This window comes from Blautia sp. MB18-30 (assembly GCF_023669475.1).
Taxonomy (GTDB): Bacteria; Bacillota; Clostridia; order Lachnospirales; family Lachnospiraceae; genus Blautia_A; species Blautia_A fusiformis.
Map to the genome: position 1 here is coordinate 17,835 of NZ_JAMOYY010000001.1, position 22,471 is coordinate 40,305.

Sequence of the window (22,471 nt, forward strand, 5' to 3'; positions counted from 1 at the left end):
TTTCCCAAAAAACAAATTCAAAGCTGCACAGCCGCAGGATCCCTGCCGGCTGTGCAGCTCTTTTTATTTCAGATATGATTCCTGTCAGACAGATTTTTTCTCTGATCCATCACTCTTCACAGGAGGCTTTGCACGGAGCATCAAAGCTCGGGTTAAAGGCATAGAAATTTTTGGCATCCAGCTGCTCCTGCACGGATCTCAGTGCTTCACCGAAACGCTGGAAATGGACTACCTCTCTTGCCCGAAGGAAACGGATGGGATCTGCAACCTCCGGGATATTTTTCACCACCCGGAGGATATTATCGTAGGTGGAGCGTGCCTTCTGTTCTGCTGCCAGATCTTCAAACAGATCCGTGATCGGATCACCCTTACTCTGGAATTCGCAGGCATTAAAGGGCACTCCACCTGCAGCCTGCGGCCAGATTCCCACCGTGTGGTCAATATAATACGGCCCAAGTCCGCTGTTCTCGATTTCTTCCATAGAAAGATCCTTTGTCAGCTGATGGACAATGGTGGATACGATTTCCAAATGTGCCAGTTCTTCTGTTCCCACATCATTGAGCACTGCCGCGACCATCCGGTTCGGTGCGGTAAAACGCTGGGAAAGATACCGCATGGAAGCTCCTATTTCTCCGTCCGGCCCGCCATACTGGCTGGATATAAACTGTGCCAGCTTTGCGTTGGGCGTCTTGATATTTACAGGATACTGGAGTCTTTTTTCATAATTCCACATACCTTATCTGCACCCTCCTTCCTGTTCCCATGGAAACGGCTGTTCCATCCACTGCCATGACTTAAGATCGCTGTCGTTTCCGGTATCAATGGTCAGCGGTCCATAAAATTTCGCATATTTTTCCAGGAGCTCATTTCTTCTGGCTGAAAGCTCACTGTAATATTCAAGAGCTCTTTTTTCTTTTGGATGCGTATCCAGAAAAAGGAGAAGATCGTCAATGGCAAAGCTTACCTGGTCAATAAACTGCAGCAGTTCTTTTTTGGAAGTACAATTTCCGTACATCATCGAATTCCTCCTCTCCTGCCGCAGAACGGCTTGCAAAGCTCAGGAAAAATAGTTCCGACCTGAAGAGCTTTTTTCAACTCAAAGGTAGGCGCAAATTCCTGGTATGGCACATACGCCATTGCAGGAACCTGTTTTGCCATATCAGAAAATGATCGATCCGTCCGGCCTGCCATCCCGCTATTCATCCCACAGGTATACTGATATGGCCGGCAGCCCGAACGATTCATCTGAAATCGGTCCATAATCGAAATCCTTTCATTCATGATCACGCTATATTTTATGACCGTTTTTTAAACTTGTGAAAACAGGAATGTTCACTTTCCTTCACATATATCTATCTTTCTGCCATTTTTTTCTATATATACAGGAAAATATTACTGTTTAAAAATCAGATATACAGTGCTATAATATCCTTGCCTATCTTTACACGGATGGGCGCTTTTACTTATGATTTGTAGCCCTGACCGGCTATTGAAGGAGGAAATTATGCAGGTAATTATTGTAGGCTGCGGAAAAGTCGGTAGAAATCTTGCAGAGCAGCTTCAGGCAGAGGATATTGATATCACTCTTGTCGACGTTATTGCCGACAAGATCAATGATCTCTGCGAAAATATCGACGCTATGGGAATCGTCGGTAATGGTGCCAGCATCAATACTTTAATGGAGGCAGGTGTTGATACTGCAGATATCCTGATCGCAGTTACCGCTTCTGACGAGCTGAACCTTCTCTGCTGTCTGATCGCGCAGAAGGCCAACCACTGTCAGACCATCGCCCGCGTCCGTAACCCCATTTATGAAAAAGAAATCGGATTCATCAAAGAACGTCTTGGTGTTACCATGATCATTAACCCGGAGTTTGCCGCTGCCCAGGAAATTTCACGGCTTCTCCGTTTTCCATCTGCGATCAAGATCGACACCTTTGCACGTGGCCGTGTAGAACTTCTCAAGTTTAAAGTTCTCCCGGAATTCAAGCTGGACGGAATGAGCGTTTCCCAGATCTCAGATGCTTTCCGAAGTGATATTCTGGTCTGCGCGATTGAAAGCCGTGACAATGTATCCATTCCTGGTGGTGATCACATTATACACGACGGAGATATGGTTTCCATTCTGGCCTCTCCGCTTAATGCAGCGGCATTTTTCCGTAAGATCGGTCTCAAGACCAATCAGGTCAAAAACTGTATTATCGTAGGTGGCGGAACCATTTCCTATTATCTTGCCCATGCACTTCTGGATATGAAGATCAGTGTCAAGATCATCGAGCAGAACAAAAATCGCTGCGAGCACTTAAGCGAACTGCTTCCGGATGCAACTATCATCAATGGTGACGGAACGAACCGTTCTCTTCTTCTCGAAGAAGGACTTTCCGAGTCCGAATCCTTTGTCACTCTGACGAATCTGGATGAGGAGAATGTATTTCTTGCCCTCTTTGCCAAAAGCATCTCCGATGCCAAGCTGGTTGCCAAGGTCAACCGTCTGGAATTTGATGATGTCATCGACTCCCTGGATATCGGAAGTGTCATCTACCCGAAAAATATCACTGCTGATTATATCCTGCAGTATGTCCGCGCCACTCAGAACAGCATCGGCAGCAATGTAGAAACCCTTTATCATATTCTGGATGGCAATGCAGAAGCACTGGAATTTGCGATCCGTGAGGAATCTGCCGTAACTTATATCCCTCTTGCAGAGCTGAATCTCCGCAAAAATCTTCTGGTGGGATGCCTGAACCGCAACGGCCGCATCCGCATTCCCCGTGGTCAGGATATGATCCAGGTGGGAGATACCGTGATCATCGTAACCACTCACAAGGGGCTTCGCGACATCACAGATATACTTGAAAAATAGAGGTACTGACAAATGAATTATTCGATTATTATTTATATCCTGGGATGGATCATGAATGTGGAGGCTGTCTGTATGCTGGTTCCCGGTATCACTGCCCTTATCTACCGCGAAAAATCCGGTATTGCCTTCCTGATCACGATCCTGGCATGTCTGGCCATCGGTGTTCCTCTGGTCAGCCGCAAACCGTCCAAGAAAGCGTTTTACGCCCGTGAAGGCCTTGTGACTACTGCTTTAAGCTGGATCGTCCTCAGTATTGTCGGTGCTGTGCCGTTTGTGCTCAGCGGGGCTATCCCGAATCCCATTGATGCTTTTTTTGAGATTGTTTCCGGTTTCACTACAACCGGTTCCAGTATTCTCTCCGATCCATCACAGATGCCTTACAGCATCAATATCTGGAGATGTTTTTCCCACTGGATCGGTGGTATGGGTGTTCTGGTATTTATCCTGACACTGCTTCCGCTTGCAGGTGGCTATCATATGAACCTTATGAAGGCAGAAAGCCCCGGTCCTTCCGTAGGAAAGCTTCTTCCAAAAGTCCAGTCAACTGCCAAGATCCTGTACAAGATCTACATTGCACTCACTGTTGCACTGATCATCCTCCTGCTTCTTGGGGGGATGCCTCTTTACGACAGTCTCTGTGCAGCATTTGGAACTGCCGGAACCGGTGGGTTCGGAATCAAATCCGACAGTATGGGAAGTTACAGCTTATATATTCAGATCGTCATCACTATCTTTATGATCCTGTTTGGCGTAAACTTCAATGTCTATTTTCTTCTTCTCACCAGGAAGTTTTCTCAGGCATTGAAATCTGAAGAGGTCCGCTGCTACTTCTTTGTGATCATCGCCTCTGCCCTGATGATCACTTTCAACGTCCGGCATCTGTTTGACAATGTGTGGGAAGCACTTCAACAGGCATTTTTCCAGGTTAGTTCTATTATCACCACCACCGGTTATGCCACTACGGATTTTAACCAGTGGCCTGCGGTATCCAGAACGATTCTGGTACTGCTTACCTTCTGTGGTGCCTGTGCTGGCAGTACAGGCGGCGGAATCAAGATTTCCCGTCTTCTGCTTCTTGCAAAATCCGTCCGCAAGGAACTGCATCTTTATCTGCATCCCAATGCAGTAAAAAAGATCAAAATGGACGGAAAAGCGGTGTCTCACGAAGTTATGCGTGCCACCAATATTTATATGATCGTTTATCTGATGATCGTGGCTGCATCTATCTTTATCATCAGTTTTGATGAATTTGATCTTGTAACAAATTTCACAGCCGTAGTCACCACTTTAAACAATGTGGGTCCCGGTCTTTCCCTGATCGGTCCTACCGGAAACTTCGGGATCTTTTCTCCGCTGTCCAAGCTGGTCCTTTCTTTCGATATGCTGGCCGGCCGACTGGAGCTATTTCCGATCCTGATCCTTTTCCTTCGTGAAACCTGGAAGAAATTCTGATAAATATTCGTCATATTTTGCTATGTTTGTGGCATAAATTGTTCTTTTCACATTTATTTCAAATGTTAGACACACTTTCTTCACATTTTTACTGTATATTATAAGTCATAGAAGGTGATGAACTTTCTATAATATTTTTCTTTTTCATACGCGCCGGTACGAAAGTACCGGCCTCCTTCCATTTATGGAGTATTTTTTTCCACTCCCTCATAATCGAAATCCGGAATAAAGCTTTCTGAAGCAGTTTCTCCTTCCTGGATAAATCCATTCTGAATCCCCATATCCACAGCAGCATCCAGAACTTTTTCATACTCTCTTTTTGTAACTTTCCGGTTTAATTCCTTAAATTCCACAAATTTTCTCACCGGCGTATACTGATTCATAATACTGATATAAATATCTTCCCCATAGGTTTCATGAAGATACCTCAGAGCCTTTATGGAATTTCCTGTATGTCCCGGCAGGATCAGATGACGGACAATGGTTCCTTTCCGGATGTATCCATCCTCTCCAAACTCACATTTCCCGGTCTGACGCACCATCTCTCCAATTGCAGCCTTTGCAGCCTGCACATAATCCGGCGCATAAGAAAATTTCTGTGCAAGCTCCGGATCCAGATATTTCAGATCCGGAAGATAAATGTCCACATATCCTTCCAGAAGCTTCAGGGTTTCTGTTTTTTCATACCCGCTGGAATTATACACCACCGGAATATCCAGGCCCTTCCTCCGGGCCATATCCAGTGCCTCTATGATCTGCGGTACATAATGTGCACCTGTTACCAGATTGATGTTTGCAGCTCCTTTTTCCTTCAGTTCCAGAAAAATCTCTCCAAGCCGTTCCACACTTACAGCCCGTCCCCTGCTCCCGATGGCAATATCATGATTCTGGCAGAAACAGCAACGCAGTCCGCACCCGGAAAAGAACACTGCCCCGGAGCCTTTTGTTCCAGAAATGCATGGTTCCTCCCACATATGAAGCGCCGCTCTTGCCAGATAAATTCTCTCATCCATGCCACAGAAGCCTTTTTTCCCTGCACCCCGGTCTGCCAGGCATTCTCTTGGACAAAGAGCACAAGCTGACATAATTTCTTCCGTACAGTGCGCGCTCCCTGCCATACTGCTGATTTTATTTTCATTCTCCACTTTCACTTTTCTCCTGATCTTTCTTCCAATATCGTTATTTTCTGTTATCTAGTACTAGTTTAGCACATCACGTCTGCTGCCAACAAGGCTTTCTCTGTTTACACTATATCCTTAATATAGTACAATGGATTTCATGGAATCTTAAGAATTTACCCCTTTCGTCTTAATTTCCGGCTGCTATTCTAATAACATCAGGGAGGTACAAAAAAGTGGCTAACATACTTGTTTGCGATGACGACAAAGACATCGTGGAAGCTATCGAAATCTATCTTACGCAGGAAGGCTATCACATTCTGAAAGCCTATGACGGACAGGAAGCACTGGATATCCTGAACAGCGAAACTGTAGATCTGCTGATCATCGATGTGATGATGCCCCGTCTCGACGGAATCCGGGCAACGGTCAAGATCCGGGAAAGCAATCCTCTGCCCATCATCATCCTGTCCGCAAAATCTGAAGACACGGACAAAATCCTTGGCCTTAACATCGGTGCAGATGACTATATCACCAAACCTTTCAATCCTCTGGAGCTGATCGCCAGGGTAAAATCCCAGCTGCGCCGGTACACACAGCTTGGCTCCGCTGCACCGGCAGCATCAGAACACATCTACACAACCGGAGGTCTTACGGTAAACGATGACAAAAAAGAGGTGCTGGTAGATGGAGAAGCGGTACGGATGACGCCCATCGAATATAATATCCTGCTTCTTCTCATGAAAAATCCCGGACATGTTTTTTCCACCACGCAGATCTACGAGAGCATCTGGAATGAAGATGCTCTGGCCGCGGATAACACGGTAGCCGTCCACGTCCGTCACATTCGCGAAAAGATTGAGATCAACCCCAGGGATCCCCGCTATCTGAAAGTTGTCTGGGGCCTGGGTTATAAAATCGAAAAACTGAGCCGGTGAGCCAGCCGGCCATGAAGTATCTGTACTTCAGAAAGGGGTATTATGAATAAAAATAAACATACGGGAAAAAACCGTTCATTTATGCGCATTCCTGCTCTTGTCCTTGCCCTTATCCTGCCTCTGATCATGGTCTTTTCAGCGGCACTGGTGATCCAGGCAGGTATACAGATGGACTCTGCCGAGGATCTTAAAACAAAGGATTATTTCCAGACCTCTGCCTTTGCTGACAGCTTTTACTCAAAAGCTTCCACAATCCTGTCCGGAATCTCAGCCAAGGAAATCCTGGATAAAACAGACGAAGATGCATACATTGATCTCGGAGAGCTTTATAACGGAGATTCTCTCTCCTTCAAAAACACCTCCGGACTAGCCTATTCCTTCAATGATCTTAGGGAATGGAGCTCACAGACGATCCATTCCAATGATGACTGGATCGTCCTGGGCCTTACCACCCCGGAGGGTGAAACAAAATATATGTACTATTCCGATTTCAAAAAGGCTTTGGAAGACGGAACCCTGCAGCTAAATGCCAACTCCGGTGTCCTGAAATACGAGGGAATTTCCCAGAAAGACTGGACTGAGCGTATTCTTTCCTCTCTGAGCGCCGAATATGCAGACGGCGGCATCCAGTCACAGGAACCTCTGAAAAACATCACAGACAAAAACGGAAATGTGGTTTACACAGATGTGGCAAATATGCTCACTCCGATCCTTGAAATCCCCTGTGCACCGGAAGGTTACGACAGCCTCCTGGATTACATGAATTCCACCTCATCCAAAACCAGGAATTTCAAAGGGAACCTGACCGATGCCTTTGAGCAGCTGGATAATGCCCGGGATCTTTTTTCCAGCTGGACAGAAGCTGCTCAGACACTGGATGCGTACAACAGCGATAATTCCAATATCCATTATGCCTATACGGATAACACCTCACAGAAAATCTTCACAAATACAGATGCAGCCTATACTTCCGACCTGACTGATATTTCCGGTTTTTCAGACAAAAAGCCTTACGTGTTTCTAAGTGTCAACGAAGCTGCCACAGATGAGAAAAATGCCCGGAATGGTCTTATGAATCTGAACCTTTCCGCTGCTGCAAACTCTTCTGTAGGAAACTGGATCGATCTCCTTCGAAATTCCACATACGATGAAAACTGCAGTTTTCTTGCCTGGATCGATGATACCAGCCTTCCTGTACAGGATTCCATTAAAACTGACAGACAGCATTTCCTGACTTACCGTACTTTATTTATCCCGGCTGCTGTGATCACCGTGATCAGTTTTCTGCTCTTTATCATAGATTTTATCTGGCTTACTGTCCACACCGGACGAAGAAATTCCGATAGCGGTAACACAGACACGGCTCAACCAGAACTGAACTTTTTTGACAGGATCTATACGGAAGTAGCAGCCGGACTTGTGTGTATCCCGGCACTTGGTGTATTGACTGCAGGACTGAGCATGCAAGCTTCCACCTATAACCTTGTCTCCTCCCTGATCATCCTGGGTATCACGATTTTCCTGATCACGTGCCTGTTCTGGATCGGCTATTTAAGTCTGGTCCGCAGGATCAAAGCGCACACCCTGTGGAAAAACAGCCTGCTTCGCAAATGTCTGAAGCTTCCCCGTCTGTGTCTTTGCAAAGCCGGTAAACTGATCGATTTTTTCTCCAGGAATACCATCAGCAGAATCCGCATGGTAGTGGGACTTGGCGTATTTCTATTCCTTGAATTTTTCTTCAGTGCCCTGCTCGCGGCATCTGATGGATGGTTCCTGATGTTTTTGCTTCTATTCCTTCTGGATCTGGGTGCGCTTTTCTGCGTCTACAAAATTGCTCTTGGACGGGAACTCCTCCTTGATGGCCTGAAACGGATCACCGATGGAGAGCTCACTTACAAGATCCCGGAAAAGGAACTCCGTGGTGATCAGAAAGCAATGGCACAGTATATCAACCGCATTGGTGATGGGCTGGACGCTGCCGTGGAAAAAAGCCTCAAAGATGAGCGTATGAAAACCGAATTGATCACCAATGTCTCCCATGATCTGAAAACGCCACTGACTTCCATCATCAATTACATTGATCTGCTGAAAAGGCTGAACCTCAAAGATCCGGAAGCACTGAAATATCTTGAGATCCTGGACTCAAAGGCACATCGTCTGAAAAGTCTGACCGAAGATGTAGTGGAAGCTTCCAAAGCCAGTACCGGAAATCTTTCTCTGGAAATGACGGAACTGAACTTTGTGGAAATGCTTTACCAGGTGATGGGGGAATTCGAAGAACGGATGGAAAACAGACATCTGACCCTAATGACACATCTGCCTGATTCTCCTGCCATAATCTATGCCGATGGCAGACGGATGTGGCGTATCCTTGAAAATCTTTTCGGCAATATTCTGAAATATGCCATGGAGAATACAAGAGTCTATGCAGAAGTTCTTCTGGAAAAAGATCAAGTCATCTTTACCCTGAAAAATATTTCCGCACAGCCTCTGAACATTCCGGCTGAAGAACTGACCGAACGTTTCATCCGTGGCGATGTTGCCAGAAATACAGAAGGCAGCGGACTTGGATTATCCATCGCACAGAGCCTTACCCAGCTTCAAGGTGGCACCTTTAAACTTTATCTGGACGGTGACCTTTTCAAAGTCTGCTTAAGTTTTCCACAAAAGATCTCTCCCACAGCCTTATCCGCACCGGAAGATTCTCATTCCGAAGCACATTCTTAACCATTCATAAAAAACAGCAGCGGAAGCCCTGATGATATGATAAATCAGGAGCCAGGCTGCTGTTTTTCTCTTATTTTTGTTCTCTTTTACACTTTAATGGTGATCTCACGGTCTGTCCGGTTATATTTATAATACCGGACTCCGGCTGCATCCAGCATTTTTTTGGATGCGATCACCGACGGAGTATCTGCATATTTATCACAGTCGTATACGATAGTCCTGATCCCTGCCTGGATAATAGCCTTGGCACATTCGTTGCAGGGAAACAGGGACACATAAAGCTTGGCACCTTCCAGACTTCCTCCCCGGTAGTTCAGGATGGCATTGAGCTCACTGTGTGTCACATAAAGATATTTGGTATCCAGCGGATCTCCTTCTCTTCCCCAGGGAAACTCATCATCGGAGCATCCCTTTGGAAATCCATTGTACCCCATTGACAGGATCTTGTTATCTTCACTTACGATACAGGCACCAACCTGTGAATGCGGATCCTTGGAACGCATGCCGGAAAGCATGGCAACACCCATAAAATACTCATCCCAGGAAAGATATCCCTGTCGTTTCTGTCCTTTTTTATCCATACAGAATCCTCTTTTTCTATTGGTTTCTTACTGATCGATCAATCCTCGATCATGTTGATCCTTCTGATATGACGCTCATCCCCGGAAAATGGTGTATCCAGGAATGTATCCACGATCTTCAGAGCAAGTCCCGGTCCTACTACACGACCGCCCATGGCCAGAATGTTGGCATCGTTATGAAGTCTTGTTGCCTCTGCAGTAAAGCAATCTGTACAAAGTGCAGCACGGATTCCCTTGAATTTATTAGCAGTGATGGAAATTCCGATACCTGTTCCGCAGATCAGGATTCCTTTCTCACACTCACCGTCTACGATTGCCTGTGCTACTTTCTTTCCATAAACAGGATAGTCTACAGATTCCGGACCATTGCATCCAAAATCTTTGTACTCCAGTCCTCTCTCTTCCAGATGCTTCTTTACCTCCTGCATCAGCTCATAGCCGCCATGATCACATCCCAGTGCTATCATTTTCTTTCTCCTCCTCAACGTTGATAATTTTATGACCAGCCGCTTTCAGTAAGCGGTTCATGATCGCCTGTCCCATTCTTGGTGTAAAAAATGCCTCTGAATAAATGGCACTTACATTACAGCTGTCAAAATCACGCAGGACCTCGTACAGATGATGCGCGATCGTTTCTTCCTGCTCCCGGCTTCCGATACTCTTTACGATTCCATGTGAATATCGGCCTTTTGTTTCATCTGTTGCGATGATCCCCACCGTCAGTCCCTTCTCCTCAGCCTCTCCAGCTCTTTTTTCGATCTCCGCGATCACACCCTCTGTGGCCCCCTCCACAATGGCAAGATCTGCCTTTGGTGCATAATGACGGTATTTCATTCCCGGTGCTTTTGGATGGACTTTGCTGTCCGGTTTGATCAGCCCCTTATCCATCCTTACATCTCCAAGTGTTTCCCGGAGCATTTCCAGGGAAATATATCCCGGCCGCAGGACTACCGGTATGTCTTCTGTAAAATCTACGATCGTAGATTCCAGACCGATATTTACCTGTCCTCCATCAATGATCATATCAATGGCTTCTCCCAGATCCTCTGCCACATGTCCCGCTGTCGTAGGACTTGGTCTTCCGGAAGTATTGGCACTTGGCGCTGCCACATATCCGCCAGCCGCAAGGATCAGCTCCTGTGCGATAGGATCACTTGGAAAACGTACTGCCACACTGTCCAGTCCTCCGGTTGTTTCCTTTGGCACGATATCTGCCTTGGGAAGGATCATTGTCAGTGGACCCGGCCAGTATTTCTCAGCCAGTATTCTGGCTTTTTCAGGAACCTCCGTAACGATCTTATCCAGGTCACGGATATCTGCGATATGTACGATCAGCGGATTGTCCGAAGGTCTTCCCTTGGCTGCATAGATCTTCATCGATGCTTTCGGATCCAGGGCATTTCCTCCAAGGCCGTATACAGTCTCTGTGGGAAATGCCACAAGCCCGCCGTTTTTCAGAATCTCGCCACCTCTGGCAATTGCCTTTCTGTCTATATTCTCCGCTGTCATAACTGCTATTTCTGCTTTCATTTTACGCTCCATTTACTGTCTGATATAAATCCCCTGCTCTTCAATAAAATCTTCCAGATCCTGAAGGGCATCCTGTGCCCAGGTTTCGGATTTCTGAAAAGTCTCCGGGAAAAACATGTCTTTTACTATTTTTTTACCTGTTTCTGTTTTAAAGATCTTCTCTGCACTTTTCTTTATATGTTCTTTATCCAGTCCATCTTCAAAATAATTAACCAGAAAATCAGCTTCCACAAGGATCTGATAATCCAGCCCGTCAATATCCTTATAGGTATGATGATGTCCTACCAGATATTCCACTCTGCGGATCACCCTCTCCTGAAAGCCCAGTGCGGTAAGCATCTCTCTGGCAGCTGCCGGACCTTCTGCTTCCTGCGTCTTTCCATCAGAGCGTCCGTATTTTTCCATACCGACTTTGATCCCGATATCATGAACGAGAGCCGCAGCTTCCAGAACATGCATCGTATCTTCATCCAGACCCTCACTCTGGCCGATCAGCCTTGAAAGATCATGCACCTTCACAAAATGCTGGATATGCTTCGGATCCCCCTGATAATAATGGATCATTTCCATATAAAGTCTGTCGATTCTGTTCATAATATCCTCCTCTCTGCTGCCATCCTGCAACTGTCACTTTTTTCTGTATACTGCTCAGCAGAAATCTCCTGCTGAGCATATCCGTTAACAGATAGCTACATAATAGTTACATTATAGCGTTATTATGGAAAAAATGTCAATCCTGCTCCACTTTCACAATGTAGGTTCCTGACATATCATCTTCAAAGACAATGCTTCCCAGACTCTGAAGAACACGGTCATTAAGCTCTGTTCCGTATTTTTCTTTTTCCTGTCCTCCTACAAAGATATAGGAAATATCATAACGGCTGATCAGTTTTTTTACCGTCTCTGCATCTGTAGATGTATAAATAGTCTGGATGTCCGCACTTTTTTCATTGAGGTCAGGTACATTATTTCTCCAGAGCCATTCATGCACATACCATCCCAGTACGGTCGGAAGCCCCGTAGATGCAGAAACTCTCTCATATCCGGTATAGCTGTCCCCGTTAGCCTCGAGCACCACAGGAGAGCCCTTGATATTCTGCTTCAGCCAGCGGATCGCCGACGCATCCTGAGGAAAATCCTGCTCAAGAAATGTAGTTGCATCCAGTCCTTGATACTCCGAAACCTTCCAGACATCCCCAAACCAGGAATGCACGGCATTTCCGAAATAGCCCACGGTCCAGAGCAGTACAAAAAGCCCCACACCTGAAAGGATCCGGATGATCTTCTGTCTGGATATCACCAGCATACGATAAATCCCATATCCCATTGTCATTCCGAAAAGTATATATGCCTGATACGTCAGCTTGAACATAGTATTGGCTCTGGCATTTCCATTTTCATAAATATCCCGCACATATACAAGCTCCGGGATCAAAACCAGTCCGATAGCACATAAGCCCATGATCACTGCAAAAAGATCCGGAACTGTGATCGCCTCCAGCAGCCTGTAAAGACTTTTATGCTTCAGTCCCTTCATTTTTTCTGTGATAACAGACAGGATCAGCAAAACAGTAAGGAGCACCGGAAGTCCCCAGAGGATCAGAAGCTGATACCACAGTGAATGATGCTGTGCCAGTGCCACCCCCTGTACCATCGTATCAAATTTCAATGTAAAGGGCAGGATCACCAGATAAGAGAGACCTATGATCTCCACTGCCTGTACGATCGTCACTGCCAGGATCCTGATTATCTTTCCCTCAAATCGTATGATATTTGCGATCAGGACAACTCCACCGGTCACTACAAAATAGATCACAAAATCCCAGTAATTGGTCCACTGGAACATGCCAAGAAAAACGGACGCCAAAAGGATATGCGGCATCAGAAGCTGTCTCAGCCAGAAAACACTGCGTTCCTGTTTTTCAGGCTCAGGCCCTCTTTTTCGGATCATTTTCAGCCATGCATAGAGCATTCCCACCAGAAATGTCACAAACATCACATTTACCACATGGGCATGAAGATCTCCCAGAACAAAGGAATAGCATGGGAATTCATGTATGGTCTTATCACTGTCATTCACCGGATTATACCCTATGTAACGAGTTGCATCCGGGAACCAGTAGCTGGCTGTTTCTGCCACTCCCTGTATCTTCCGGATCAGCGGCAGTACACAACGGTAGACGATATAATGTACATTTCCCGCGATAGATACTGCAATACCTGCAGTAACTCCTGCTAGTGAAGGAATATATTTCTTCTTTCCATCCAGTCGTCCATACAGCCTGTCCTTCGTCATCTGACGGACCAGGGAAAACGGATACACAAAGGCAAACGCTGCCACAAAGGTACGCATCAGATTATAAGTCACTTCCACTCTGCTTCCTGTAAGCTTCGTAAGAAATACTGCAAAATACTGCCCGCCATAGTAATAATTGATGGTTCCCTGTGAATACCAGAGATCACGTGCAGGAAGAGTTTTGCTCCGCATCATGGCCTCCATGAAGCCATAATCCATAAATTTCTCTGTTCCATATGCCTGCGGCCGGAATCCTGCCAGATAAGTCCACAGCAGAAAGATCCCAAAGAACAGAAGCTCCTCCCGAAAGATCAACTGCATCTTTCCTGACGGATAACATTCAATGCCATGCTTCAGCTGAACATGAAAAAGTACAGCACATAAAATGCCAACAGCCACAGATACTCCTACACACACTGCTGCTGTAAAAGAAAGGATTTCCACCGCTACCAGAAGCCAGGTGAGAAATCCGGTAACCGCAATGGCAAGTACCTTTGAAAAAAGCCAGCCCCGGTCTTCAAAACCACCAAAAAGCCTTCCTGTGACCGGCATTGCCACCATTCCCATAAACAGCGCAAGCAGCCACCAGGTCCAGAATGTCCATACATCTCCTCCCAGGAGATACGCAGAAAGTACTGTCAGGAGCACTGCTGCAGTCAGCTCCGGAAATAATTCTCTGATCTTTTTTTTCATCCTTCTGTCCCTCCTGTATCAGATCCTGCCCCGCAGACGGATAAAGTCCGCAAATGCCTGTCTTCCGATCTTTATGATCCGTTTCATGTTGATAGAGTTTTTTCCGGCCTGTCTCGGTCGGAATGTGATGGGGATATATTCCACATAAAGATGATGTTTTTCATAGATCACGGTCATCAGCACATTGGAAAGGAAAAATCCGCTTGGGATACGCTTCAGTACTTTGGCGAGCTGTTTTCCATCCATCAGCCGATATGGCGTATTTGCATCTTTTACCCAGGTTCCAAAAATAAGGAAAAGCACAAGTCGCAATACTCTTGTCACAAAAACCCTGGAAAGCCCGTCCTCTCTTTTCTGCCGGTAGCCGATAAGAAGCCCACACTTTTGACGTTTTTCCCAGAACTGCCAGAATTCCTCCGGAAGTGTCTGACCGTCTGAATCCGTCTGAAAAATATAATCGGCACCTTTTTCTACTGCGTAACGATATCCCCGAAGGATTGTTCCTCCATGTCCTTCATTCGGTTTATCGATTCCTATAAGACGGTCATAATTTTTCTGATAATTCTGTATTTTTTTGTAGGTAGCATCTTTGCTGCCATCATTCAGGATCACCAGGCGGCTGTCCCCGCCGATCCTCTCCACTACCGGATACCATTGCTCGATCACGGTCCCGATATTTTTTTCTTCATTATATGCCGGCATAATGATATATAAGCTGTCATGTTTCATAGATTCTTATTCTCCCATCCTCTGAGGTATACACCAGTGGATATGTCTCCCTGATGATATCCTCACGACATTCCTGCTGTTCAAATTCCATATCCTCCTCAAACAGGATATATGTGATCTTTTCCTGTTTTACGGCAGCTTTCAGTAGCTCCGGATCATCCGTGGTATATATGAGCACTGCCTGGCCGGCACGATAGCCCGTATCGTACCCTGCAGACCATGCATAATAAGGCCATCCGCAATACAGCATGGCACCGGACATGGTAACCTCGTTCATGGTATATTCCGGTGTCAGCAGAAGATCATTTTTCTTAAGATTTGCACTGAGCCAGTCCGTCAGGCTGCTTTCCATATTTACAGTCATCCTGTGTGCAGAATCGTTGTCTCTTAAGATGATCACGTAATCATAGATCCCCGTTGCACTAAGACAGATACAAAGGACCGCTGCCGCTGCGCGACCGGCCCATTTCTTCCAGCTGTTTTTCCCTGCAAGGAAAACACATCTTACGATCCATCCCCAGAAAACTGTCACAAAGGCATAGGAAATCATCACATATTTATGATTGACATTGATGTCCGGAGTCAGAGATACCAGAAATGCAAATGCCATTGGAAGCAAACAGCCCATCAGCACTGCCCGCTGACCTCTCTTCAGAAATACTGCTGCCACGATCATTCCCACAAAGAAAAATCCACTGATCTCCACCAGATACCAGAGTACACCGGAAATGCTTTTATTGTCTGCCAGAAAGCCCCAATAAAAGGATGGACTCATAACACTTCCCGACACAAAGATCTTCGACTGCAGTTCCGAAAAAAGCACTGCCAGTCCGGCACAGATCACATAATCCAGCTTACCGTCAGAAAACACTGCCAGTCCGGCAAGGATCAGAAGGCCGCCGATCAGCGCAGCTCCGTTCCAGAAGGCAGTTAATCCCAGAAACAGTCCCAGAAGGATCGCCGTATCCACATTTCTGCAGATCCAGGCTTTTTTTGTAAAAAAACGGTTACGGACCCACAAAAATCCCTGCTCCTTGTGACTGCATCCGGCTTCCACCCAATCCATAAAGGTCCATACCGCTACAGCTGCCATCAGAAGGCCGAAAGCCAGATGACGCTGGTTCAGATATACATTGAAATTCCATAATCCCCAGTTTTCATTGGTAGTATAACCGATAAACGCCGTATTTTCTTCCAGAGTCCGTACAAGGTCCCCCGCCTGAAGATGTTCCCACAGATAACGCCAGAACGCTATTCCGCTGCGGAAAAAAAAGAAAACAATGGCAGCTGCCCCTGCCCAGAAGCTTTTGAACATCCGGTAGCTGATCCCGTAAAGCACCATAAGAAATCCCGCCAGAGACAGGATGCTTACCAGATTATATCCCAGATCAAGACGAAGGCCCAGATACTCCAGATTTCCCACAAGGAACTGGAACATAAAATGATATTTCACATCCTGCCCGCCATAATGCGGATACTGGGTAGGAAAATTATTTCCCCTTGAAAAAGATCGCATCATTGCCGTGTGGGGTGCATAATCTCCGTATACCGAAAAGCCGGAGTACAGAATGCCGTCTTTCATATGGAAAACGTAAAACATCATCCAGGTCACAAAAACCGTCAAAATGCCAAAAAGCAGAAGCTCTTTTTTCAGGATCCATTTTCTGCTGATCATCCGTTCGGATATCACAAACATTTTTTGCTGTTTTTTCTTTTTCCACCGAAAGATTCCCGAAAGCAACAGGATATCTACCAGAAATACGATCAGATTTCCATAAAAAAGAGGATGCTCTACCCCCGCGCATATGCTGAACATCCAGGAAAGAATATAGACTGCCCAGGTCAGCATCAGGATTCCCATCCCAAACGCTGCCGGCAGGACCACCCATATCCTGTTTCCTCTTTCAGTTGTTTGACGCGGAAACAGACATCCTGCCATTTCCATTCCTGTTAACATACATAATATAAGATAAATGATTCCAAGCATAGGATTCTCCTTAATTCACGTAAAGTATAGCAGAATCACCTTCCTATGAAAAGGCTATTCACATTTTTTTCAATTATTTTCGTTTTCCTTCTGTTTTTTCAGATATGTAACGATTCCATCAGCCACAGCCTCTGCTACCTTTCTCTGATACTTCTCTGTCTGAAGCAGGGCGGCTTCCTCCGGATTTGTAAGAAATCCACATTCTACGATATTGATCACACCCGGACTTCTCTTCAGAAGATAATAGGTTCTGTTTCCTTTTGCCACCCGCGGCCGTGCAATGGAAAGCTTCCGGTTCATGTTTTCCTGGATCGCAAGTGCCAGTTCTTTTCCGCCTTCCGAATCCTCATAATAAAATACCTGCGGGCCTTTTACTCCGGGATCACTGTAGCTGTTCTGATGGATACTCACAGAAAGCACCGGTTCATATTTCCGGATCTGTTCAATACGATTCTGCAGATCCTGTGCTTTCATATTTTTTGTACCATTTTCATAAAGACCTTTATCTTCTTCCCGGGTCATTACTACGGCAAGGCCTTTTTTTTCCAGGATCGTTTTTAGCTTCATGGCAATATCCAGATTGATTCCTTTTTCCTTCAGTCCACCGATTCCCACCATTCCGGAATCCACACCGCCATGACCGGCATCCACCAGGATCACCTGATCTGCTTTTATATTTCCGGATACATCTATAAGTCTGCCTGCAGTTTCTGCCGCTTCCCATGACAGAATATAAAAACAGACCAGCATAAGAACTGCCATTGCCAATTCTATGAAATGTTTTTTCAACGCAAAACACCCCCGGCATATTTATTTTAATATATGTTGCCGGGAGTGTTTTTAGCATTGTGAAGATCACAATGTTTTCTTCTGTTTATGACAGGTTTTCTGTGATCACGCTCCAGATCCCGCTGTTCTCGAATCCAAGCTTCCACTCTGCCACACCTGCCAGTTTGTATTTTTTGATCAGTTTAACCTTTTCCGCAATAGACTTAGAGTCCTCCAGCCAGATCTGGTATGTGGCACCTTCCCCTTCATAGGTTCCATAATTCTGACTTGTCTTCTTGTCCCAGTATGTTTCTGCTCCGTTATCACTGATCGTCTGCTGTGCCTGATCCATACCGATGGCCTCACTTGTCAGTGCACCGCCATCTGTAGTCTTCCAGAGCCTTGTGTAGAACGGAATCGCAAGAATCGTCCGTTGAGCCGCTACTTCTGAAAGCGTATCCTTAACCCCCTGTTCTACCCATGGCAGAGATGCCACAGAACCGGCATCGGAGCCTACGTAATGCTCATCATAGCCCATAATGATCACATAATCCACAACCTTGCCCTGCTCCGCACGGTCATAATGACTGGTAAAATCTTCCGGAACCGGATTATCTACAGACAGTACCAAATTATTGGCGTGACACTGGATAGAAAGCTCTCTTAAAAACTGAAGGAAATGGATTCCTACTCCTTCGCTCAAAGATTCAAAATCAACATTGATTCCATCCATTCCTACTTTCAGTGCATAAGTGATCAGCCGATTCTCCAGATTCTGCCTTGAACTGGTTTTTGAAAGAACTTCTTTGGTATTCATGTTCTCATTAAAATTATCCACCAATCCCCATACCTTCAGTCCTTTTTCATGTGCCTGCATCACATACTCCCCAGATGCAAGACTTGAAATATTTCCGGAGTTATCTGTTACAGAAAACCAGGTTGGAGAGATCACATTCACGCCTGTCATATTCTGTACCGCATCTGCGAAATAGCTGTTTGCATCTGTGCTGGTAACCTGGTGCCATGCCAGGTTCACCGGTTCATCCATGGTAAGATATGTATAGGACTCTGTTTTAAAATCCCTTTCATAATCCGTTGTATCCACAGCACTTACTTTTTTCTTCTGAATATAACCGATGTAACCGTCATCGGTTGCCACCTGATCCCAGTCCTCTCCTTCATTCATCAGCCGGAGAACTGTATTCTTCGCCAGTTTGGAAAGGATCGGCGCCTTGATCCCGCCCCGGTAACGGATCACGGTATCTTTCTTCGTGGTCACGGTCTCCACATTGGTAAATTTGTATTGTATCGCAATCCTTGCAGGATCCTGCTCTATATAAGAATCGATATCTGTATACTTTTTTACATAATCCAGTTTCAGATAAACCGTGTCATCCTTCAGCCACACGTTTCCGTCTGCCTTATCTGAAGCCGGTTCCTCTGTGAGACTGGATGGTGTTGCATACAGTATCTTCTTGTTTTCGCTATCCCAGTAATATCTCTGATTCAAATATCCGTTCACTACATCCAGCGGAAGATATACATCTTCTCCTGAGATAAGTGCCTTCTCTTCCAGTTTCTCAGTTCCAAGTATCAACGCAGCCTCACCGTCTGCATTCTGGCCGTAGTATTCTGTCAGATCCATTTGTTTCCTGCTTGGTATAAGCTTATTGATCCCGTAAACAGTCCCTCCGGCAAGAGCGACCAGAACGATCAGCAGACCTACCACAAGGACCGGTATGTGTTTTTTTATCATGTTTTTTTCCTTTCGGTATAAAATGTCATAATTTGCTTTATTATAACATATCTTGTCTACATTTCGTTATAAAAATCGACTTTTAATAATTTTTCACAATTTCTTTAGAATTTCGGTTCCCCGCATGGTATGCATGAGTGCAGGGGATGATCGTTATCCGGGGAACCGTTTTTTCTTATGTACGGTCATTCTTTGCGAATAAGATCAAAGCTTACACAGGCGATATGGCCGTCTTCATCTTCCGTATAATCCCGCATATAGACCCCGTTTTCCGCAATCTGACAGGCTTTTGCGATTTTTTTCGGAGTGCTTGGTGCTCCATTGAGATAAAGAGAAACTCCGTTCTCACGATAAAGCTCCAGTTCCCTTCGAAGGGGTTTTGCGGATTTCTTTTTTTCCTGTGATATATTTGGCGTATCCCGACCTCCTTTCCTGGTTAGATTTTCAGAAAACACCAGCAATGGTTCTCGAAAAGCTGCACCTTCCCTGTTAGGATGATACTTGTAATAAAATATAAATAATAAAATGGGGGGAAATTTCTCTGTGTACCGACAGACTCGCCGATGAATTTCACACAGAATCCTTATCTTCAGAAAAATATGACTTTAAGTTATCGTTACTGTCTTCTTGCTTCCGGGAGGAGACAGCTTTTCTGCTTTTCATTATACCTGATTTCCCTTCAGATGCAAGTCTTTTATAAAAGAATCAGAAATTTTCTTTTTTCTCCGGTTTCTACATCTTTACATCTTGTGTATAACTGTTATATAATACAGTATGTAAAAGATTAAATTTATTTACCTATAGGATGTGATCATATGAAAATAGAAAAAATCAATGAAAATCAGATCCGCTGTACCCTGACGAAAGAAGATCTGGACAGTCATCAGATCCGTATCAGCGAACTTGCATACGGTACCGAAAAAGCCAAACGTCTCTTTCGTGATATGATGCAGCAGGCACAGATACAATTTGGTTTTGAAGCAGATAATATTCCTCTGATGATTGAGGCTATTCCTGTCAATGCCGAAAGTATTATCCTCATTATCACTAAAGTGGAAGATCCTGAAGAACTGGATACACGTTTTTCCAAATTTGCACCCTTCAAGGGCAACAAACCTTCCGATACCGTAGAGATCGATGGCGCTGACAATATCATCGATATCTTCCAGAAGCTCTGTGAATCCAAGCTTAAGGATCTTTCACAGAAACCGGAAGAAAAAAGGGCGGAAACTTCCGCCTCTCAGGCAACAGAAACTCCGGATGCATCACAGCAGCCGGCTGAGAGTTCTGTAAAGCTTATACGCCTGTACTCTTTCCCGGGGCTGGATGATGTTATTGCCGCATCTCATGGTATGAATGGTTTCTTTACCGGTGATAATACTCTCTATCGTGAAGGAGAAGACGGTGTCTATCAGCTGGTACTTCATCAGTCAGACTGTACACCAGAAGAATTTAACAAGGTCTGCAATATCCTTTCCGAGTATGGCATCGGCCGTGCATTCACACCAGCCGGTGAAGCCTACCTCAGAGAGCACTGTGCACTGATCGCTGATCATGCACTTCAGAAGCTTCTGAATATCTGACAAACCAAATATCCTACAGACAAACAAACCGCTGTCGGAATGCGATCCATATGATCTGCATTTCCCGACAGCGGTCCTTTTGTTTCAGCAAAAAAACTTCTGTTTATTACTCACCAAGAAAATCATTGATCTGAGCTACGAGGACATCTGCGTCCAAGCCATGGACCATTGCTGCTTCTTCCAGAGATTCCATCTGTGAAGACGGGCAGCCAAGACAATGCATTCCTGCTCTCATCAGGATCGGTGCGATATTCGGGTCTACAGTGAGCAGTTCTCCGATCAGCATGCTCTTTGTAACTTTTGCCATGATTGTATTCTCCTTTACTGTTTTATCGAAATATTTTCATTCCGTTCTGCTATTATAATACGAATCCGGAATGGAATCAACGGGTTACGAATTTTCAGTTTTGTTTATAAATTTATACTTGTATTCTTTATGCAGATATATTAGAATGGGAATAGAATCCCTGGTAGGGGATACATATAATACACAATTTAAAAGGAGGATATCAATTATGGCATATGTAATTTCTGACGAGTGCGTTAGCTGTGGAACATGTGAGGGTGAGTGCCCGAACGAGGCTATTTCTCAGGGAGACGAGCATTATGTAATCGACGCAGACGCTTGTGTTGACTGCGGAACATGCGCTGAGGCCTGTCCAGTTGGTGCTATCTCTGCTGAGTAATGCATCATTAGCTTGATAAGCTGCTATAATGAATGAGGCTGCCGGTTTACCGGCAGCCTTTTCTGTTTTTTTTATTCTTTTTTCCCTCACAGGAAGCTGCCGCTTCTCTTCTTGCCTGCTGCTGCCTGCGGATCGCTTCATCCAGAGAACGACACCGGTACTCTCCTTCTTTCTTTCTCTGCATTTCCTCACGGATCAGGCGTTCCATGATTTCCTGAAACTCCAGTATCTTATCGTTATCTGCTCCACACTTCTCTGTATTCCCGGATTCCGTTTTTTCCATGAACTCCTTTTCAGATCCCGTTTTTTTCATTGGAATATCTTCAAGCTCAACAGCTTCTCCATCCAGGATCCTGATACCAGATTCTGAAAAATCCGGTGTATCTGCCTTTCTTGCCTCCGGTGGGATCAGTGTACGGATTGCTTTCAACTGAAGTCCTTTACTTTTCAGCTCATTTATTTTAAGAAAAAGCTGGATATCAAACGGTGTATAATAGCGATGTCCCAGTTCATTGCGTCCGATCCGAAGCTCCAGTTCTTCCTCCCAGTAACGCAGGACATAAGATTTCACTCCGGTCAGTGTTACGGCCTGTCTGACTGTATATCTTTTTTCCATTGTGAACGCCCCCTTATATAGAGATTCACTGCTGCTGTCTACAGTATAACCCCTGAGATCAGGAAATAGCAAGAATAATCGGTTGACATAATTTTACCAAATATGACTCTTTGCCTATATCCATAGCATCCCGAACTCCACGATCACA

Annotated in this window: 22 protein-coding genes; 6 read left to right on the forward strand and 16 right to left on the reverse strand. The window is 45.3% G+C overall.

Going from position 1 to position 22,471, the window contains the following annotated elements; all coding sequences use genetic code 11:
* Positions 1–109: 109 nt before the first annotated feature.
* The 3 genes from NCY57_RS00060 to NCY57_RS00070 are packed head-to-tail and all read right to left on the reverse strand — an operon-like array spanning position 110 to position 1,260.
* Positions 110–733 (reverse strand): manganese catalase family protein, encoded by a 624-nt coding sequence (locus NCY57_RS00060; RefSeq protein WP_015527157.1) that lies wholly within the window; start codon positions 731–733, stop codon positions 110–112.
* A 3-nt stretch (positions 734–736) separates the two neighbouring features.
* The gene (locus NCY57_RS00065; RefSeq protein WP_250789361.1) at positions 737–1,015 is read right to left on the reverse strand and encodes a spore coat protein CotJB; all 279 of its coding nucleotides are present in this window, start codon (positions 1,013–1,015) and stop codon (positions 737–739) included.
* Entirely contained in the window at positions 1,015–1,260 is a 246-nt protein-coding gene (locus tag NCY57_RS00070) for a spore coat associated protein CotJA (RefSeq protein WP_250789300.1), read from the reverse strand. The genes NCY57_RS00065 and NCY57_RS00070 overlap by 1 nt, the downstream gene beginning before the upstream one ends.
* Before the next feature lie 244 nt (positions 1,261–1,504).
* On the opposite strand from NCY57_RS00070, the gene trkA reads away from it, so the two are divergent.
* Together trkA and NCY57_RS00080 are read left to right on the forward strand one after the other, a co-directional pair.
* Positions 1,505–2,863: a Trk system potassium transporter TrkA gene (gene trkA, locus NCY57_RS00075; RefSeq protein WP_022426054.1), complete on the forward strand. Its 1,359-nt coding sequence runs from the start codon at positions 1,505–1,507 to the stop codon at positions 2,861–2,863.
* A 12-nt stretch (positions 2,864–2,875) separates the two neighbouring features.
* The gene (locus tag NCY57_RS00080) at positions 2,876–4,315 is read left to right on the forward strand and encodes a TrkH family potassium uptake protein (protein ID WP_250789305.1); all 1,440 of its coding nucleotides are present in this window, start codon (positions 2,876–2,878) and stop codon (positions 4,313–4,315) included.
* A gap of 182 nt (positions 4,316–4,497) precedes the next feature.
* Here NCY57_RS00080 and NCY57_RS00085 read toward each other — a convergent pair whose 3' ends face one another.
* Positions 4,498–5,433, reverse strand: a complete 936-nt coding sequence (locus tag NCY57_RS00085) for a radical SAM protein (protein ID WP_227589023.1) — start codon at positions 5,431–5,433, stop codon at positions 4,498–4,500.
* Between the two features lie 236 nt (positions 5,434–5,669).
* Here NCY57_RS00085 and NCY57_RS00090 point away from each other — a divergent pair, with 236 nt between their 5' ends.
* Complete coding sequence (locus tag NCY57_RS00090; RefSeq protein ID WP_173758382.1) at positions 5,670–6,371, forward strand: response regulator transcription factor; 702 nt, start codon at positions 5,670–5,672, stop codon at positions 6,369–6,371.
* A 42-nt stretch (positions 6,372–6,413) separates the two neighbouring features.
* The gene (locus NCY57_RS00095; protein WP_250789308.1) at positions 6,414–9,098 is read left to right on the forward strand and encodes a sensor histidine kinase; all 2,685 of its coding nucleotides are present in this window, start codon (positions 6,414–6,416) and stop codon (positions 9,096–9,098) included.
* An 86-nt stretch (positions 9,099–9,184) separates the two neighbouring features.
* On the opposite strand, the gene NCY57_RS00100 is transcribed toward NCY57_RS00095, so the two are convergent.
* From NCY57_RS00100 to NCY57_RS00145, 10 genes are all read right to left on the reverse strand, one after another.
* A complete protein-coding gene (locus NCY57_RS00100; RefSeq protein WP_015527165.1) occupies positions 9,185–9,679 on the reverse strand; it encodes a deoxycytidylate deaminase in 495 nt (164 codons plus the stop codon).
* A gap of 38 nt (positions 9,680–9,717) precedes the next feature.
* A complete protein-coding gene (rpiB, locus tag NCY57_RS00105) occupies positions 9,718–10,146 on the reverse strand; it encodes a ribose 5-phosphate isomerase B (RefSeq protein WP_015527166.1) in 429 nt (142 codons plus the stop codon).
* Positions 10,127–11,209, reverse strand: a complete 1,083-nt coding sequence (locus NCY57_RS00110; protein WP_059086902.1) for an L-threonylcarbamoyladenylate synthase — start codon at positions 11,207–11,209, stop codon at positions 10,127–10,129. Before NCY57_RS00110 ends, rpiB begins: the two co-directional genes overlap by 20 nt.
* 12 nt (positions 11,210–11,221) lie before the next feature.
* Positions 11,222–11,803 (reverse strand): HD domain-containing protein, encoded by a 582-nt coding sequence (locus tag NCY57_RS00115; RefSeq protein WP_015527168.1) that lies wholly within the window; start codon positions 11,801–11,803, stop codon positions 11,222–11,224.
* A gap of 136 nt (positions 11,804–11,939) precedes the next feature.
* Entirely contained in the window at positions 11,940–14,198 is a 2,259-nt protein-coding gene (locus tag NCY57_RS00120; protein ID WP_250789310.1) for a DUF2298 domain-containing protein, read from the reverse strand.
* An 18-nt stretch (positions 14,199–14,216) separates the two neighbouring features.
* Entirely contained in the window at positions 14,217–14,927 is a 711-nt protein-coding gene (locus NCY57_RS00125) for a glycosyltransferase family 2 protein (RefSeq protein WP_021651388.1), read from the reverse strand.
* Positions 14,917–16,914: a hypothetical protein gene (locus tag NCY57_RS00130; RefSeq protein ID WP_021651389.1), complete on the reverse strand. Its 1,998-nt coding sequence runs from the start codon at positions 16,912–16,914 to the stop codon at positions 14,917–14,919. The genes NCY57_RS00125 and NCY57_RS00130 overlap by 11 nt, the downstream gene beginning before the upstream one ends.
* Positions 16,915–16,983: 69 nt before the next feature.
* Positions 16,984–17,703, reverse strand: a complete 720-nt coding sequence (locus NCY57_RS00135) for an N-acetylmuramoyl-L-alanine amidase (RefSeq protein ID WP_044961495.1) — start codon at positions 17,701–17,703, stop codon at positions 16,984–16,986.
* Between the two features lie 85 nt (positions 17,704–17,788).
* Positions 17,789–19,438 (reverse strand): glycosyl hydrolase family 18 protein, encoded by a 1,650-nt coding sequence (locus tag NCY57_RS00140; RefSeq protein ID WP_250789311.1) that lies wholly within the window; start codon positions 19,436–19,438, stop codon positions 17,789–17,791.
* Positions 19,439–19,623: 185 nt separating this feature from the next.
* Complete coding sequence (locus tag NCY57_RS00145) at positions 19,624–19,893, reverse strand: hypothetical protein (RefSeq protein WP_021651392.1); 270 nt, start codon at positions 19,891–19,893, stop codon at positions 19,624–19,626.
* Between the two features lie 360 nt (positions 19,894–20,253).
* Here NCY57_RS00145 and NCY57_RS00150 point away from each other — a divergent pair, with 360 nt between their 5' ends.
* On the forward strand, positions 20,254–21,021 hold the full coding sequence (locus NCY57_RS00150) for an adaptor protein MecA (RefSeq protein ID WP_021651393.1): 768 nt from the start codon (positions 20,254–20,256) through the stop codon (positions 21,019–21,021).
* Between the two features lie 106 nt (positions 21,022–21,127).
* Here NCY57_RS00150 and NCY57_RS00155 read toward each other — a convergent pair whose 3' ends face one another.
* Positions 21,128–21,328 (reverse strand): DUF1858 domain-containing protein, encoded by a 201-nt coding sequence (locus NCY57_RS00155; protein ID WP_015527179.1) that lies wholly within the window; start codon positions 21,326–21,328, stop codon positions 21,128–21,130.
* Between the two features lie 208 nt (positions 21,329–21,536).
* On the opposite strand from NCY57_RS00155, the gene NCY57_RS00160 reads away from it, so the two are divergent.
* Positions 21,537–21,707: a DUF362 domain-containing protein gene (locus NCY57_RS00160; protein WP_015527180.1), complete on the forward strand. Its 171-nt coding sequence runs from the start codon at positions 21,537–21,539 to the stop codon at positions 21,705–21,707.
* Positions 21,708–21,753: 46 nt separating this feature from the next.
* On the opposite strand, the gene NCY57_RS00165 is transcribed toward NCY57_RS00160, so the two are convergent.
* The gene (locus tag NCY57_RS00165; protein WP_022426424.1) at positions 21,754–22,323 is read right to left on the reverse strand and encodes a MerR family transcriptional regulator; all 570 of its coding nucleotides are present in this window, start codon (positions 22,321–22,323) and stop codon (positions 21,754–21,756) included.
* Between the last annotated feature and the right edge of the window lie 148 nt (positions 22,324–22,471).